Origin of the sequence: Streptomyces sp. NBC_00344 (assembly GCF_036088315.1) — a bacterium.
Taxonomy (GTDB): domain Bacteria; phylum Actinomycetota; class Actinomycetes; order Streptomycetales; family Streptomycetaceae; genus Streptomyces.
The window spans coordinates 6,015,147-6,028,980 of sequence record NZ_CP107996.1; the positions used below are offsets into that span (position 1 = coordinate 6,015,147).

General features: G+C 70.2%; 14 protein-coding genes. 7 read left to right on the forward strand and 7 right to left on the reverse strand.

The window, feature by feature from the left end; translation table 11 throughout:
- Positions 1–116: 116 nt before the first annotated feature.
- Positions 117–743 carry a TetR/AcrR family transcriptional regulator gene (locus OHS16_RS27265; protein ID WP_328539890.1) on the forward strand — a complete coding sequence of 209 codons (627 nt, stop codon included), beginning with the start codon at positions 117–119 and terminating at the stop codon, positions 741–743.
- A gap of 71 nt (positions 744–814) precedes the next feature.
- On the opposite strand, the gene OHS16_RS27270 is transcribed toward OHS16_RS27265, so the two are convergent.
- On the reverse strand, positions 815–2,065 hold the full coding sequence (locus OHS16_RS27270; RefSeq protein WP_328539891.1) for a glycoside hydrolase family 18 protein: 1,251 nt from the start codon (positions 2,063–2,065) through the stop codon (positions 815–817).
- 302 nt (positions 2,066–2,367) lie between these two features.
- Between OHS16_RS27270 and OHS16_RS27275 the strand changes: the two genes are divergently transcribed.
- Complete coding sequence (locus tag OHS16_RS27275) at positions 2,368–3,540, forward strand: acyl-CoA dehydrogenase family protein (protein ID WP_328539892.1); 1,173 nt, start codon at positions 2,368–2,370, stop codon at positions 3,538–3,540.
- On the opposite strand, the gene OHS16_RS27280 is transcribed toward OHS16_RS27275, so the two are convergent.
- Both OHS16_RS27280 and OHS16_RS27285 read right to left on the reverse strand, forming a co-directional pair.
- Positions 3,503–3,742 (reverse strand): hypothetical protein, encoded by a 240-nt coding sequence (locus OHS16_RS27280; protein WP_328539893.1) that lies wholly within the window; start codon positions 3,740–3,742, stop codon positions 3,503–3,505. The two genes, OHS16_RS27275 and OHS16_RS27280, sit on opposite strands and share 38 nt — an antisense overlap.
- A 104-nt stretch (positions 3,743–3,846) precedes the next feature.
- The gene (locus tag OHS16_RS27285; protein ID WP_328539894.1) at positions 3,847–4,236 is read right to left on the reverse strand and encodes a hypothetical protein; all 390 of its coding nucleotides are present in this window, start codon (positions 4,234–4,236) and stop codon (positions 3,847–3,849) included.
- 202 nt (positions 4,237–4,438) lie between these two features.
- Between OHS16_RS27285 and OHS16_RS27290 the strand changes: the two genes are divergently transcribed.
- From OHS16_RS27290 to fxsA, 4 genes are all read left to right on the forward strand, one after another.
- Positions 4,439–4,879 carry an Lrp/AsnC family transcriptional regulator gene (locus OHS16_RS27290; protein WP_164266613.1) on the forward strand — a complete coding sequence of 147 codons (441 nt, stop codon included), beginning with the start codon at positions 4,439–4,441 and terminating at the stop codon, positions 4,877–4,879.
- 90 nt (positions 4,880–4,969) lie between these two features.
- Positions 4,970–6,610: an amidohydrolase gene (locus OHS16_RS27295; RefSeq protein ID WP_328539895.1), complete on the forward strand. Its 1,641-nt coding sequence runs from the start codon at positions 4,970–4,972 to the stop codon at positions 6,608–6,610.
- Between the two features lie 587 nt (positions 6,611–7,197).
- The gene (locus OHS16_RS27300) at positions 7,198–7,965 is read left to right on the forward strand and encodes a polyprenol monophosphomannose synthase (RefSeq protein WP_328539896.1); all 768 of its coding nucleotides are present in this window, start codon (positions 7,198–7,200) and stop codon (positions 7,963–7,965) included.
- 45 nt (positions 7,966–8,010) lie between these two features.
- Entirely contained in the window at positions 8,011–8,595 is a 585-nt protein-coding gene (gene fxsA / locus OHS16_RS27305; protein ID WP_328539897.1) for an FxsA family membrane protein, read from the forward strand.
- 158 nt (positions 8,596–8,753) lie between these two features.
- On the opposite strand, the gene OHS16_RS27310 is transcribed toward fxsA, so the two are convergent.
- The 4 genes from OHS16_RS27310 to yczE form a co-directional block, all read right to left on the reverse strand.
- Positions 8,754–9,128 carry an RNA polymerase-binding protein RbpA gene (locus tag OHS16_RS27310; RefSeq protein WP_161311542.1) on the reverse strand — a complete coding sequence of 125 codons (375 nt, stop codon included), beginning with the start codon at positions 9,126–9,128 and terminating at the stop codon, positions 8,754–8,756.
- A 304-nt stretch (positions 9,129–9,432) separates the two neighbouring features.
- Positions 9,433–10,782, reverse strand: a complete 1,350-nt coding sequence (locus tag OHS16_RS27315) for an MFS transporter (protein WP_328539898.1) — start codon at positions 10,780–10,782, stop codon at positions 9,433–9,435.
- The gene (locus OHS16_RS27320; RefSeq protein WP_328539899.1) at positions 10,779–11,564 is read right to left on the reverse strand and encodes a glycerophosphodiester phosphodiesterase family protein; all 786 of its coding nucleotides are present in this window, start codon (positions 11,562–11,564) and stop codon (positions 10,779–10,781) included. The genes OHS16_RS27315 and OHS16_RS27320 overlap by 4 nt, the downstream gene beginning before the upstream one ends.
- On the reverse strand, positions 11,561–12,145 hold the full coding sequence (gene yczE, locus OHS16_RS27325) for a membrane protein YczE (RefSeq protein WP_328541007.1): 585 nt from the start codon (positions 12,143–12,145) through the stop codon (positions 11,561–11,563). The genes OHS16_RS27320 and yczE overlap by 4 nt, the downstream gene beginning before the upstream one ends.
- Positions 12,146–12,332: 187 nt before the next feature.
- Here yczE and OHS16_RS27330 point away from each other — a divergent pair, with 187 nt between their 5' ends.
- Positions 12,333–13,832, forward strand: coding sequence for an SCO1417 family MocR-like transcription factor (locus tag OHS16_RS27330; protein ID WP_328539900.1), 1,500 nt, complete (start codon positions 12,333–12,335; stop codon positions 13,830–13,832).
- The last annotated feature ends 2 nt before the right edge of the window (positions 13,833–13,834 follow it).

The window sequence follows — 13,834 nt, forward strand, 5'->3', positions numbered from 1 at the left end:
GGATGCAGCGGGCGCCTGCGGTCGTGCGTCAACGTCCTTGCCGGCAGCCCCACTTGGTCCCGAACGACGTCTGTCATACTTCGGGGAATCCTGAGGCAGCGGGGGACTGGGCCTGATTGAACAGCACTCAACAGTTCGCGACCGAGCGATCCCAGCTCCGTCGCGCCGAACTGATCGCGACCGGGCGGAAGCTGTTCGCCGACACCTCCTACGACGCGTTGTCCATGGACGACATGGCCCGTCACGCCGGGGTAGCCAAAGGGCTGATCTACTACTACTTCAAGAGCAAGCGCGGCTACTACTTCGCCGTCGTCGAGGATTCCGTGGCGGAGCTTGTCGCCCGCGCGGCGAGCGACACCGAGCTGCCCCGTGCCGAACGGGTGCACCGCACCATCGACGGCTATCTGCTCTACGCGCAGCACCATCAGGCCGCCTTCCGCACCGTCGTCACCGGCGGCGTCGGCTTCGACACCCAGGTGCAGGCACTGCGCGAAGCGGTCCGTGAGGAACTGATCGCCGCCATCGCGGAGGGCGCGTACGGCAGACGGGGGATACCGCAGCTGGCCCGGCTGGCCCTGCTCGGCTGGCTGAGCGCGGTGGAGTCGGTCACGCTCGACTGGCTGAACCATCCGGAGCTGGCGCGCGAGACGGTCCGCTCCCTGCTCGTCAGGATGTTGCGCAACACCCTGGACACCGTCGGTGAGTTCGTCCCCGAGTGCCCGTCGCCGCCGCCCGCGGCATGAGGAGCGCGGCCCGACGCGACGGGAGGGCGGAGGACCGCCAGGCCCTCCGCCCTCCCGTCCGGCGGACGCCGTCAGCTGACGGCGTGGATCAGTTCACCGTTCGACGTGTCACCGCTGAGCTCCCAGAGGAAGGTGCCTCCCAGGCCCTGCTGGTTCTTGTAGTCCATCTTTCCGGCGATGGTGGCCGGGGTGTCGTAGCTCCACCAGTTGGAGCCGCACTTGGCGTAGGCGGTTCCGGCGACCGTACCGGTGGCCGGGCAGCTGTTCTTGAGCACCTTGTAGTCCTCGATGCCCTGTTCGTAGGTGCCGGGCGCGGGCCCGGTGGCGGCGCCGCCCGGAGCGGCCTGGGTCACACCGGTCCAGCCGCGGCCGTAGAAGCCGATGCCGAGCAGCAGCTTCTGCGCCGGGATGCCCAGCGCCTTGAGCTTGGTGATGGTCGCGTCGGTGTTGAAGCCCTCCTTGGGGATGCCGGTGTAGGAGGTGAGCGGGGAGTGCGGCGCCGTCGGCCCCTGGGCGTCCCAGGCCCCGAAGTAGTCGTAGGTCATCGGGTTGTACCAGTCGACGTACTGGGCTGCGCCCGCGTAGTCGGCGGCCTCCATCTTGCCGCCCGCCGACGCGTCCGCGGTGATGGCCGCGGTGACCAGACTCGATGATCCGAACTTGGCGCGCAGCGCGGCCATCACGTTCTTGAAGGCGGCCGCCCCGCTGGTGTCGCAGGAGAGACCGCAGGCGTTGGGGTACTCCCAGTCGACGTCGATGCCGTCGAAGACGTCCGCCCACCTGGAGTCCTTGACCAGGTCGTAGCAGGACTGGGCGAAGGCCGCCGGGTCCTTCGCCGCCTCGCCGAAGCCGCCGGACCAGGTCCAGCCGCCGAACGACCAGATGACCTTGAGGTTCGGGTGCAGCTTCTTGAGCTCGCGCAACTGGTTGAAGTTACCCGCGACCGGTTGGTCCCAGGTGTCGGCCGTGCCGTCGACGCTGGAGGAGGCGTCGTACGTCTTCTGGTAGTCCGCGTAGGCGTCGCCGATCGCGCACTTGCCGCCGGTGACGTTGCCGAAGGCGTAGTTGATGTGGGTGAGCCGGGCGGCCGACCCGGAGGTCTCGATGTTCTTGACCTGGTAGTTGCGCTGGTAGACGTCCCAGTCGGCGTAGTACCCGACGACCTTGCTGCCCGCGGCCGCCGCCGTGCCGGCCGCAGGGGCGCTCTTCTCGCCGGCCGCCGCGGTCCCGGCCCCCGCGAGCAGGGCGGCGCCGAGGGCAGCCGTACAGACGGCGGCGACGAGGGCCCGCAGACGGGCCCGGGGGTGGAGTGGTCCGAACATGCTGTCTCCTCGTGGGGGAGGGGGACGTGAGGTGGGGGATGGCTCCGCGCCAGTGTTTTGGCATGAACGCGATAGCCATGACAGGGAAGGTAGAAGGACTAGACCAGTGCGGTCAATGGTTCGGACCAATCTGGATCTCGTGACGGAAGTCCGCCGATCGGGCATACTCAAGCCGCCACAGCCTCTGGTCAGGCTCTTCCGCGATCCGGGAGGGCAGCATCGGCTGAAGGTGAGACCCGGCAGCGCTGCCACACCCTGGCCGCGCCCATGCCGCAGCGCCCGACAGGGAGGAGAGCGTCGCCATGCCCGACCACGCCCCGCAGTTGGTGGACCGTCAGTTGCCCACCGAGGAGTCCCGGGACCTGATCGCGCTTGTGCGTGACATCGTCCAGCGGGAGATCGCTCCGACGGCCGCCGCCGATGAGGAGGCCGGACGCTTCCCTCGCGAGATCTTCTCGCTGCTCTCCGAATCAGGGCTGCTCGGCCTCCCGTACGACTCCGCGTTCGGCGGCGGGGACCAGCCGTACGAGGTCTATCTCCAGGTGCTCGAGGAACTGGCGGGAGCGCGGCTCACCGTCGGTCTGGGCGTCAGCGTCCATTCGCTGGCCTGTCACGCTCTTGCCGGTTACGGAACGAAGGAGCAGCGGACGACACATCTCCCCGCCATGCTCGGCGGGGGGCTGCTCGGCGCGTACTGCCTCTCCGAGCCTGCTTCGGGCTCCGACGCCGCCTCGCTGCGCACCAAGGCGGTACGCGACGGCGATGACTGGGTGATCACCGGAACCAAGGCGTGGATCACGCATGGCGGCGTCGCCGACTTCTGCACCGTTCTGGCCCGTACCGGCGGGGAGGGCGCCAGGGGCATCTCGGCCTTCCTGGTGCCCGGTGACGCGGCGGGGCTGAACGCCGCGGTTCCCGAGAAGAAGATGGGAATGAAGGGTTCGCCCACCGCTCAGCTGCACTTCGACGGGGTCCGGGTGTCCGACGACCGGCGCATCGGCGAGGAGGGCCAGGGCTTCGCCATCGCGCTTTCGGCGCTCGACTCCGGGCGGCTCGGCATCGCGGCCTGCGCCATCGGTGTCGCGCAGGCGGCGCTGGACGAGGCGGTGCTGTACGCCACCGGGAGGCAGCAGTTCGGCCGCCCCATCGCCGACTTCCAGGGGCTGCGCTTTCTGCTCGCCGACATGGCGACCCAGATCGAGGCCGGCCGGTCCCTCTATCTGGCCGCCGCACGGCTGCGGGACACCGGTCGTCCGTTCTCCCGGCAGGCCGCCATGGCCAAACTCTTCTGCACGGACGCGGCGATGCGGGTCACCACGGACGCCGTCCAGGTGCTTGGCGGCTACGGATACACCATGGACTTCCCGGTGGAGCGGTTCATGCGGGAGGCCAAGGTGCTGCAGATCGTCGAGGGCACCAACCAGATCCAGCGCATGGTCATCGCCCGGCACCTCGCGGGTCCTGAGTCGCACTGAACTGCCCGGCCCGGACGGTGGACGCGGTGAGGCGCGTCCACTCCGGGTCGCGCCGTCCCGGCAGGGCCCTGCCCGCGCGGCCCCACTGCTGGATCAGCGCCTGGTGGATCGGGGCGTCGGCGAAGTGCGGAAGCGATTCTTCTGGCGCGGAAGCGACCAGCCGACGGCGCCCGGTCGCGGTTCCGTAGTGCAGAACAGTCATGCACGGTCAACGCGGTGCGGCGCCACGGGGTCACCGTCCGTCCGGGTCGGGCGTCTGTTCGCGCCCTACCGGGGTGGTGGCATCGGGGCGCCGCTGACAGGCGGTCAGGCGGCGTGCCGCCGCTGTGTGAACTTGACCGGACGCGACCCGGGGCCGCCGACGTGCGAGAAGGGCTGCTTCCGCCAGTCGAGCCCCTGAGGGAGCGTCAACAACAGGGCGGTGTCCTGCTCCTGTGCTTCGAGGCTGTCGTCCGCGGGCCGGGCCTGCGAGGCGCTGCGGCCGGTGCCGGCACACACGGTCAGACCGAACGGATTCCAGGGGCTGGCGCAGAGCGCGTGCTCGGGCAGCAGGCTCTCGTCGGCGAGCAGCGCGATCGGCTGGGCGCAGTCCGGGCAGATGACCCGGTACATCTCAAAGGTGTCGTACGCGTCCAGTTCCGGGTCGTCCTCGATATCGGCGAGCTCGGTGCAATCGGCGCTCTTGAGCTTGGGCATAAGAATTTCCCCCTCGGATGGGCCGACCAGGAACTGTGGTCTCGACCACAGCAAGCACTTCCCGCAGCGCCGGTGCGGTAATCGCGCGTCCCCCGCCCACACCGCTCCAGGCCTGTGGTCTTCATCACATGGCCGCCGTGAGTGCCCCTTCCGGGCCCGCTTCGGCTGTGCCGGGAGTGACCTGGGCAATAGGTTGATCCGTATGGAGGAGCTGGATCGCCGCATCGTGGAGTTGCTCGTCAAGGACGGGCGGATGAGCTACACCGACCTGGGCAAGGCCACGGGCCTGTCCACATCGGCGGTGCATCAGCGGGTACGCAGGCTCGAACAGCGCGGAGTCATCCGCGGCTATGCCGCAGTGGTCGACCCGGAGGCCGTGGGGCTGCCGCTCACCGCCTTCATCTCGGTGAAGCCCTTTGACCCGAGCGCACCCGACGACATCGCGGAACGTCTGGCCGGGGTCCCCGAGATCGAGGCCTGCCACAGTGTCGCGGGGGACGAGAACTACATTCTCAAGGTGCGGGTGCCCACCCCGCTGGCACTGGAGAACCTGCTGACCAGGATCCGTTCGCTGGCCGGGGTGTCCACCCGTACGACGGTCGTGCTGTCCACTCCGTACGAGGCCCGTCCGCCGGAGATCTGAGCCTGCGCGGGAGGATCGCGAAGGCCCCGTTACGGGCTTCGCGCCGCCCCGGTGTACGTGTCGTTCACCCGCAGGCGGGAGACTGTTCCCATGACCGAGAGCACCGCCCTCCAGGCCGACCACCGCACCGTGCTGCTGCGTGGCGGAGACATTCACAGCCCCGCCGACCCCTTCGCCACCGCGATGGTCGTGGAGCGCGGACACATCGCCTGGGTGGGGTCGGAAGGCGCTGCCGATACCTTCGCCAGGGGTGCCGACGAGGTCGTCGACCTCGAGGGGGCACTGGTCACACCGGCGTTCACCGACGCGCACGTACACACCACATCGACCGGCCTCGCGCTCACCGGCCTCGACCTGTCGGCGGCACGCACGCCCGCGGGAGCGCTCGCCCTGCTGCGGGCACATGCCGCGGCGCGCCCCGCCGACCGGGTGCTGCTCGGCCACGGCTGGGACGCGGCGAACTGGCCGGGCGAGGTGCCGCTCACCCGGGCCGGACTCGACGAGGCGGCCGGCGGCAGGCCGGTGTATCTGCCACGGGTCGACGTTCATTCGGCCGTGGTCTCCACCGCGCTTCTCGACCTGGTCCCCGGGATCACCTCGCTCGCCGGATATCACCCGGACGCCCCGCTCACCGGGGCCGCCCATCACGCGGTCCGGGCGGCCGCGTACGCCGCCGTCACCCCCCAGCAGCGGGCCGAGGCCCAGCGCGCCGCGCGCCACCGTGCGGCGTCGCTGGGGATCGGCGCGCTGCACGAGTGCGGTGGCCCGGACATCTCCGACGAGGAGGACTTCACCGGCCTGCTCGCCCTCGCGGCCCAGGAACCGGGCCCGCGCGTCTTCGGCTACTGGGCGGACCGCGTCACCGGCGCCGATGACGCGCGGCGCGTCAGGGAGCTCGGCGCCATCGGTGCGGCGGGCGACCTCTTCGTGGACGGTTCGCTCGGATCGCACACCGCGTGTCTGCACGAGCCGTACGCGGACGCCGCCCACACCGGCCACGGCCGGCTGGACGCGGGCGACATCGCCGCCCACGTCATGGCCTGCACCGAGGCCGGCATCCAGGCCGGTTTCCACGCCATCGGCGACGCGGCGATCACTGCGGTGGTCGACGGGGCGCGGTCGGTCGCGGAGAAGCTGGGGCTCGCCCGGGTCCGCGCCGCCCGGCACCGTGTCGAACACGCCGAGATGCTCACGCCCGAAACCATCGCCGCCTTCGCGGAGCTCGGGCTCACCGCTTCCGTTCAGCCGGCCTTCGACGCGGCGTGGGGCGGTGAGGACGGCATGTACGCGCAGCGTCTGGGCGCCGAGCGGGCCCGTACGCTCAATCCGTTCGCGGCCATGCTCCGCGCCGGTGTTCCGCTTGCCTTCGGGTCCGACAGCCCTGTCACGCCGCCGGCTCCCTGGGCCACCGTGCGTGCCGCCGCCTTCCACCGCACCCCTGAGCACCGGGTCTCGGTGCGCGCCGCGTTCGCCGCCCACACCCGCGGCGGCTGGCGTTCCATCGGCCGGGACGACTCAGGTGTCCTCATCCCCGGTGCACCGGCCGACTACGCGGTCTGGCGCACCGCCGACCTGGTGGTCCAGGCCCCGGACGACCGGGTTGCCCGCTGGTCGACGGATCCGCGGTCCGGCACCCCCGGTCTGCCGGATCTCACCCCCGGGGCCGAACTCCCGGTCTGCCTGCGGACGGTGGTCTTCGGGCAGACTGTCTTCGTGAGGCCGAACGAGTGACATCCGGATCGTCCGTACTGCCGATCGATGCTCCATAGGCTCTGCCACGACCCGCTTCTCCACTGTACTGACCTGCTGATTCACGGAAACGACGCAGCTCACGCGGGTGTTGACAGAGTGCGGCCGGTGGCGGGTAGGTTCGGCCGAGTCCACCGAAGGACGTCCGACCGGAGAACCTCCACGCAGTCGTCGAACGCCGCTGGGTCATGGGACGGCGTGCCGTGTGCGCCGCCACTGGGAGCCAGGTTCAGCGCCCGCGCCTCGGGGGCGAGGGAGGTTTCAGCCGGAAGGGGGTCACCCCTGCTCCTCAGGAGCTCGGGGGAAGGTGCGACCCGGGTGGGGCCCGGACGTTCAGTAGACAACGGCTCTCGGTCGACCCGCAGCCAGCGGGCCCCAGGTCGGCCCGAAGGACACCGGGCCCCGATCCGATACTCCCTCATGGCCCCTGACGCCACCCGGGCCCCGGTCGAACGGCTTCCGGCCGCTGCGCGAACACCGGCCGCCGGTTTCCGGCGGACTCGGCTGCGTTGGGCCGTTCGCCCGCTCGATAGGGTGATGGTTCGGCAGTGACAATGTGAGGGGCAGCAGTGAACGACGGCGGTGAGCGGCAGTTCGGTCCGCTCGGCAAGGCCTTGGTCATCATCCCGACCTACAACGAGGCCGAGAACATCGAGCCGATCGTCGCCCGGCTGCGTGCCGCGGTGCCCGAAGCGGACATTCTCGTTGCCGACGACAACAGTCCGGACGGCACCGGGAAGATCGCTGACGCGATCGCCGCCGCGGACCCCCAGGTCCAGGTGCTGCACCGGCAGGGCAAAGAGGGGCTGGGTGCTGCCTATCTGGCGGGCTTCCGCTGGGGCATCGAGCACGGCTACGGCGTGCTGGTGGAGATGGACGCCGACGGTTCCCACCAGCCCGAGGAACTCCCGCGGCTGCTCATCGCGCTGAAGGGCGCCGATCTGGTGCTCGGCTCCCGCTGGATGCCCGGCGGACGGGTCGTCAACTGGCCGAAGCACCGCGAGGTCCTCTCGCGCGGCGGCAGCACCTATTCACGGCTGCTCCTCGGCGTGCCGATGCGGGACGTCACCGGCGGCTTCCGGGCCTTCCGCAAAGAGACCCTCGAAGAGCTCGGCATGGACGAGGTCGCCTCCCAGGGGTACTGCTTCCAGGTGGACCTCGCGCGCCGCGCCGTGGAAGCCGGCTGCCATGTCGTCGAAGTCCCGATCACCTTTGTCGAGCGGGAGATCGGTGATTCCAAGATGAGCCGTGACATCGTCGTCGAGGCCCTGTGGCGGGTCACCGCCTGGGGTATCGGATCGCGGGCCTCCCGGCTGATGGGCCGCAGGCCTTCCTGACCGCCCAGGACGCCGCCCCCGCGCGTTGCCAGGCACACTGGGAGTATGACGACCGGCACACCGCCCCCGACGGCACCCAGGCGCTCACGTGCGCGCACTCTCGTCCCGCTCGGTATCGCCGTATGGCTGGTGCTGGAGATCTGGCTGCTGATCGTGGTGGCGGAGGCCGCCGGCGGGCTCACCGTGCTCGCTCTGCTCATCGGCGGGGCCGTGCTGGGCGGCGCCGTCATCAAGCGGGCGGGGCGTCGCGCCTTCCGTAATCTGACGGCGACACTCCAGCAGAAGCAGGACGGCGGACCCGCGGATGACCAGTCGGCACCTGACGACCGGGAAAGCGCGGGCAACGGCTTTCTGATGCTCGGCGGTCTGCTGATCATGCTGCCGGGTCTTGTCTCGGACGTGGTGGGGCTGATCTGCCTCGTACCGCCCGTCAGGTCGCTGCTGAGCCGTTACACCGAGCGGTCCCTCGAGCGCCGGATGAACGCGTCGGCGCCCGGCACTCTCGGCGATGCCTACCAGCAGGCCCGGATGCGGCGCCCGGACGGCAAGGTGGTGCAGGGCGAGGTCATCAAGGAGGAGCGGACCTCGCAGGCCGGGGACGAGGGCCCCCGCCCGCCGCTCGCTCCGTGATGCCACAGCTGCCTCCGCTCCGGGGTGGCGCACGAAGAAGCCGCGGTCGCACACGAGCAGCCGCGGGTGGCACAGAAGAAGCCGCGGGTCCGCGGCACACCCTGAAGTGTGCCGCGGACCCGCGGCTCTTGTTCGTGCGGTACGCGAACGCCTGAGCGTTACGCGGACTTGCGGCTGTCCCGCGGATGCACGGCAATGTTCATGGCACCGGAGCGAAGGACGGCCAGCCTCTCGGCCAGCACCTCCTCGAGCTCCTCGCGGGTGCGTCGTTCCATGAGCATGTCCCAGTGCGTGCGCGCAGGCTTGCCCTTCTTCTCCTCAGGGCCGTCCCCGTCTACCAGGAGTGCTTGGGCGCCGCACGCCTTGCACTCCCACTCCGGCGGAATGTCCGCCTCCACAGAGAACGGCATCTCGAAGCGATGTCCGTTCTCGCATGCGTACTCCACCGCCTGGCGCGGGGCCAGGTCGATGCCGCGGTCGGTCTCGTAGCTGGTCACCACGAGGCGCGTACCGCGAAGAGCTCGCTCACTCATGAATCGTGCCTCCCGGGCTTGTCGCCCACAGGACAGGTGTCGCTGTCGTCGTCATCCGGTCAACGTCCGGTCGGCGGTAAAGATTCCCGTTGCGGGTCAAGCGCCTGCTACTCGCCCGCCACCGCCATCGGTGGAAGCGCTGCGCGCCGCTGCCTTCCGTCGTGCCGCCCCTTGTTGTACCCACCAGTGCCCTGTTTGTCACATCTGCCTAAAGATGTCACCCTGCGTCTTCATTTCCTGATCGCGCAGTAACGGTCCGCCTGGTAAGCCAAAGGCGTACACTACCGGCCTTTCACTTCAGCACCTAAATCCGGTCGGGTACCGCGTTTCCCGCCGCTGTCACGGCGTCCTTGACGGGTACCCGCGCCAGCAGGAGGAAACCCAGTACGAAGAAGATCACCAGCGAGGCGATGGCATCCCTGTAATCCCCGGTCAGCTGGTACGCGAGCCCGAAGATCAGCGGCCCGAGCCAGCTGAGCCCGCGGTCGCTCATCTCGTAGGCGGAGAAGTACTCGGCCTCCTTGCCGGGCGGCACCAGATGCGAGAACAGCGAACGGGAGAGCGCCTGGCTGCCGCCGAGCACCGTGCCGATCGCCGCGGCCAGCAGGAAGAACAAGAACGGCCTGCCGGGCGGCAGGAAGTACCCCACGCAGAGGATCAGCGTCCACACCGCGAGCGAACCGAGAACCGTCCGCTTCGCGCCGTGGGTCCGCGCCAGCCGGCCCATGCCGAGCGCGCCCGCCACCGCCAGTACCTGCACCAGGAGAATCGCCGTGATCAGCGTGGTCTGGCCGAGGCCCAGCTCCTCGGAACCGTACACGGAGGCCTGTGAAATCACCGTCTGGATACCGTCGTTGTAGACCAGGTAAGCCAGCAGGAAGGACAGCGTCAGCGGATAGCGGCGCATGTCCCGCAGGGTTGCCATGAGCTGCCGCCACCCCGCACCGACGGCGCCGCGCCCGCCGCCGGCCGCGACCCGCCGGTCACGCAGCCGCCTCAGCGGTATCACGGTGAAGGCGCCCCACCACACCCCGGCCGACGCCAGACAGATGCGTACGGCGGTCGATTGCGACACTCCGAAGCTGTCGTGGCCGGTGTACAGCACCAGATTCAGTACGAGGACGAAGGCGCCGGCGGTGTAGCCGAAGGCCCAGCCACGCGAGGAGACGGTGTCGCGCTCGCCGGGTTCGGCGATCTGCGGCAGATAGGCGTTATAGAGGACCATCGAGACGGCCAGCGCCGAGTTCGCCACGATCAGCAGCAGGGCGCCCAGCAGGTAGCGGTCGCCGTTCAGGAAGAACATGCCGGCGGTGGCGGCGGCGCCGATGTACGCGGAGGCCGCGAGCAGCGGCTTCTTCCGTCCCGTCCGGTCGGCGGCGGCGCCCACCAGCGGCATCACCACCACAGCGGCCACCACGGACGCGGAGACCGAGTAGGCGAAGACCGAACCCGCGCGCAGCGGGATGCCCAGAGGATGGACGAAGCCCCCGGCGTCGGCTGCGGACTTCGCCACCGAGGTCAGATAGGGCCCGAGAAAGACCGTGAGCACACTTGTCGAGTAGACGGAGCAGGCGAAGTCGTAGAAGTACCAGCCGTGCTGCTCGCGCCTGCGGTCGGCCGCACCGGCCGCCCGTTCCGCCGTTCCAGCGCTCAACCCGTGCCCCCTGATCGTCGGTTCCACGCCCCCCGCTCGGTGAGAACCGTGCGCAGCGACTCGAGATGATCGGTCATGATGCCATCCACGCCCAGGTCGAGCAGGGCGGTCATGCGGGCGGGATCGTTGACCGTCCAGACATGCACCTGGAGCCCCAGGGTGTGAGCGGTGCGCACAAAGCGGCGGTCCACCACTCTGACCCGGCCGTGGAACTCGGGAACCTGGGCGCACACAGCGCTTTCGCGCAGAGCGGCCGGGACCCCGTACGAGCGCAGCCGCAGTGCCAGCACACCTCGCATGCCGTACGAGGTCGCGAGCCGCGGACCGCCGATGCGCTGCGCCCGGGCAACCCGTCGCTCGGAGAACGAGCCGATGCACACCCGGTCCCAGGCACCGGTTCTGCGGATCAGGCCGATCAGCGGGACAAGGGCGGACTCCGCCTTGACGTCGATGTTCCAGCGGGCCCCGGGAAACTCCTCGAGCAGTTCGTCGAAGAGCGGCAGGGGCCTGGCACCAGCCACCCGTGCACGCCGCACCTCGCGCCAGGGAAGATCCGCTATCCGGCCGCGGGCGTCCGTCACGCGGTCCAGCGTCGCGTCGTGAAAGGCGACGAGCCGGCCGTCCGAGGTGGTGTGCACATCGGTCTCGAAGTACCGGTATCCGGCATCGGCCGCCCGCGCGAAGGCGGCGCTGGTGTTCTCGATGCCGTCGGCCGCGCCGCCGCGGTGGGCGAACGGTATCGGGCCTGCGTGATCAAGAAAGGGGTGGCGGGTACGGGTCACTCGGGCAGTATGGCCCGCTCGGGTGCCCGGACGACGACCGAGGCCACGCTGACCTGCGGCCGGCCGGTGAACAGGCGCAGCGAAAGCTGGACCAGCGGTCCGATGGCCAGTCCGTAGGTGATCGTGCCCACACCGGCGGTGCCGCCCAGGGCGAAGCCGGCCGCGACGACCATGATCTCGATGGCGGTGCGCACCCACCGGATCGGTCGGCCGGTCATCCGGTGCAGTCCCGTCATCAGCCCGTCCCGCGGCCCGGGGCCCAGGCGCGCGGAGATGTAGAGCCCGGTGGCCACTCCGTTCAGCAACACCCCCGCGGCCATCAGCGGGATCCGGGCGGTCAGTCCGTGGATGCCGGGCATCAGCCCGAGGGTCGCGTCCATGGCGGCGCCTACCACGAAGACATTGGAGACGGTGCCGAGTCCGGGGCGCTGCCGCAGCGGGATCCACAACAGCAGCACCGCGGCGCCGACGATGACGGAGACCGTCCCGATGGTCAGCCCCGTCAGCTCGGCCAGCCCCTGGTGCAGAACCCCCCAGGGTTCGAGTCCGAGCCCCGCGCACACCAGCAGGGCGGAACTCATCCCGTACAGAGCCAGGCCGGCGTACAGCTGAAGCAGTCGGCGAGTGAGTGTCCCGGACAAGTCGGCTCCCGCGGTGAAAGGGAAAACTGGCAGCAGCGGGCTGGCAGCGGTGGACTGATGCATGACACCCTGTGGCTTGTAATCTCCTGACGGACAGGGCCAATATCCGAAAGGTGGACTGGGTTTCATGGCGCAGTGGACTTCAGCGGTCGGTGCCGCTCAGCTGGCCCGGCAGCTCAGCACCCAGCAGACCCGGCCCGCAGGGCCCGGCACCCGGAAGCCTCCGGCCTACCGGGCACTGGCCGACGGCATCAGACTGCTGGTCCTCGAGGGCCGGGTGCCGGTGGCGGCCCGGCTGCCCGCCGAGCGTGAACTCGCGGTGGCGCTGGTGGTGAGCCGCACCACGGTGGCCACCGCCTACGAGACGCTGCGGGCCGAGGGCTTCCTGGAATCACGCAGGGGAGCGGGCAGCTGGACCGCGGTGCCTGCGGGCAACCCGCTGCCGGCCCGCGGTCTGGAGCCACTGCCGCCGGAAGCCCTCGGATCGGTGATCGACCTCGGCACCGCTTCGCTGCCCGCGCCCGAGCCGTGGCTCACCCGTGCGGTGCAGGGGGCGCTGGAGGAACTGGCCCCCTACGCCCACACACACGGCGACTATCCGGCCGGACTGCCCGCACTGCGGCAGATGCTCGCCGACCGCTACAGCGAGCGCGGCATTCCGACCATGCCGGAACAGATCATGGTCACCACCGGTGCGATGGGTGCCATGGACGCCATCTGTCATCTGTTCGCGGGCCGGGGCGAGCGCATCGCCGTCGAATCCCCCTCGTACGCCAACATCCTGCAGCTGATGCGGGAGGCCGGCGCCCGGCTGGTGCCCGTGGCGATGGCCGAGGGGCTCAGCGGCTGGGACATCGGCCGATGGCGGCAGGTGCTGCGCGATGCCGCGCCGAGGATGGCCTATGTCGTGGCGGATTTCCACAATCCCACCGGGGCGCTGGCCGACGAGGAACAGCGGCGCGGGCTGGTGGACGCGGCACGTTCGGCAGGCGCCGTGCTGGTCGTCGACGAGACCATGTCCGAACTGCTGCTGGATCCCGGCATCCGGATGCCACGCCCCGTGTGCTCCTTCGATCCGGCGGGCAGCACGGTGCTGACCGTCGGATCGGCGAGCAAGGCCTTCTGGGCCGGCATGCGGATCGGGTGGGTGCGGGCGGCCCCGGATGTCATCCGCAGTCTGGTGGCGGCGCGCGCCTATGCCGACCTGGGCACCCCGGTGCTCGAACAGCTTGCGGTCAACTGGCTGATGAGCACCGGGGGGTGGGAGGACGCCGTGAGTATCCGCAGGGAGCAGGCGCGAGACAACCGTGACGCACTGGTCACCGCGGTACGCCGGGAACTGCCCGGCTGGGAGTTCGAGGTTCCGCACGGCGGACTGACGCTCTGGGTGCGGACCGGAGGGCTATCGGGATCGCGGCTCGCCGAGGTCGGCGAGCGGGTCGGCGTACGGGTTCCCTCAGGGCCGCGGTTCGGGGTCGACGGGGCGTTCGAAGGGTATGTGCGGCTCCCCTTCACGGTGGGCGGTCCGGTGGCGGACGAGGCCGCGCTGCGGCTCGCGGCGGCCGCACGGCTCGTCGGGACCGGCGCGAGCACCGGCACGGAGGCCCCTCGGACGTTCGTCGCCTGACC

Coding starts and splice junctions, on each gene's coding strand:
- OHS16_RS27275 (WP_328539892.1), top strand. CDS start 2,368: ATGCCCGACCACGCCCCGCAGTTGGTGGACCGTCAGTTGCCCACCGAG.
- OHS16_RS27280 (WP_328539893.1), bottom strand. CDS start 3,742: ATGACTGTTCTGCACTACGGAACCGCGACCGGGCGCCGTCGGCTGGTC.
- OHS16_RS27295 (WP_328539895.1), top strand. CDS start 4,970: ATGACCGAGAGCACCGCCCTCCAGGCCGACCACCGCACCGTGCTGCTG.
- fxsA (WP_328539897.1), top strand. CDS start 8,011: ATGACGACCGGCACACCGCCCCCGACGGCACCCAGGCGCTCACGTGCG.
- yczE (WP_328541007.1), bottom strand. CDS start 12,145: ATGAGTTCCGCCCTGCTGGTGTGCGCGGGGCTCGGACTCGAACCCTGG.
- OHS16_RS27290 (WP_164266613.1), top strand. CDS start 4,439: ATGGAGGAGCTGGATCGCCGCATCGTGGAGTTGCTCGTCAAGGACGGG.
- OHS16_RS27330 (WP_328539900.1), top strand. CDS start 12,333: ATGGCGCAGTGGACTTCAGCGGTCGGTGCCGCTCAGCTGGCCCGGCAG.
- OHS16_RS27285 (WP_328539894.1), bottom strand. CDS start 4,236: ATGCCCAAGCTCAAGAGCGCCGATTGCACCGAGCTCGCCGATATCGAG.
- OHS16_RS27310 (WP_161311542.1), bottom strand. CDS start 9,128: ATGAGTGAGCGAGCTCTTCGCGGTACGCGCCTCGTGGTGACCAGCTAC.
- OHS16_RS27270 (WP_328539891.1), bottom strand. CDS start 2,065: ATGTTCGGACCACTCCACCCCCGGGCCCGTCTGCGGGCCCTCGTCGCC.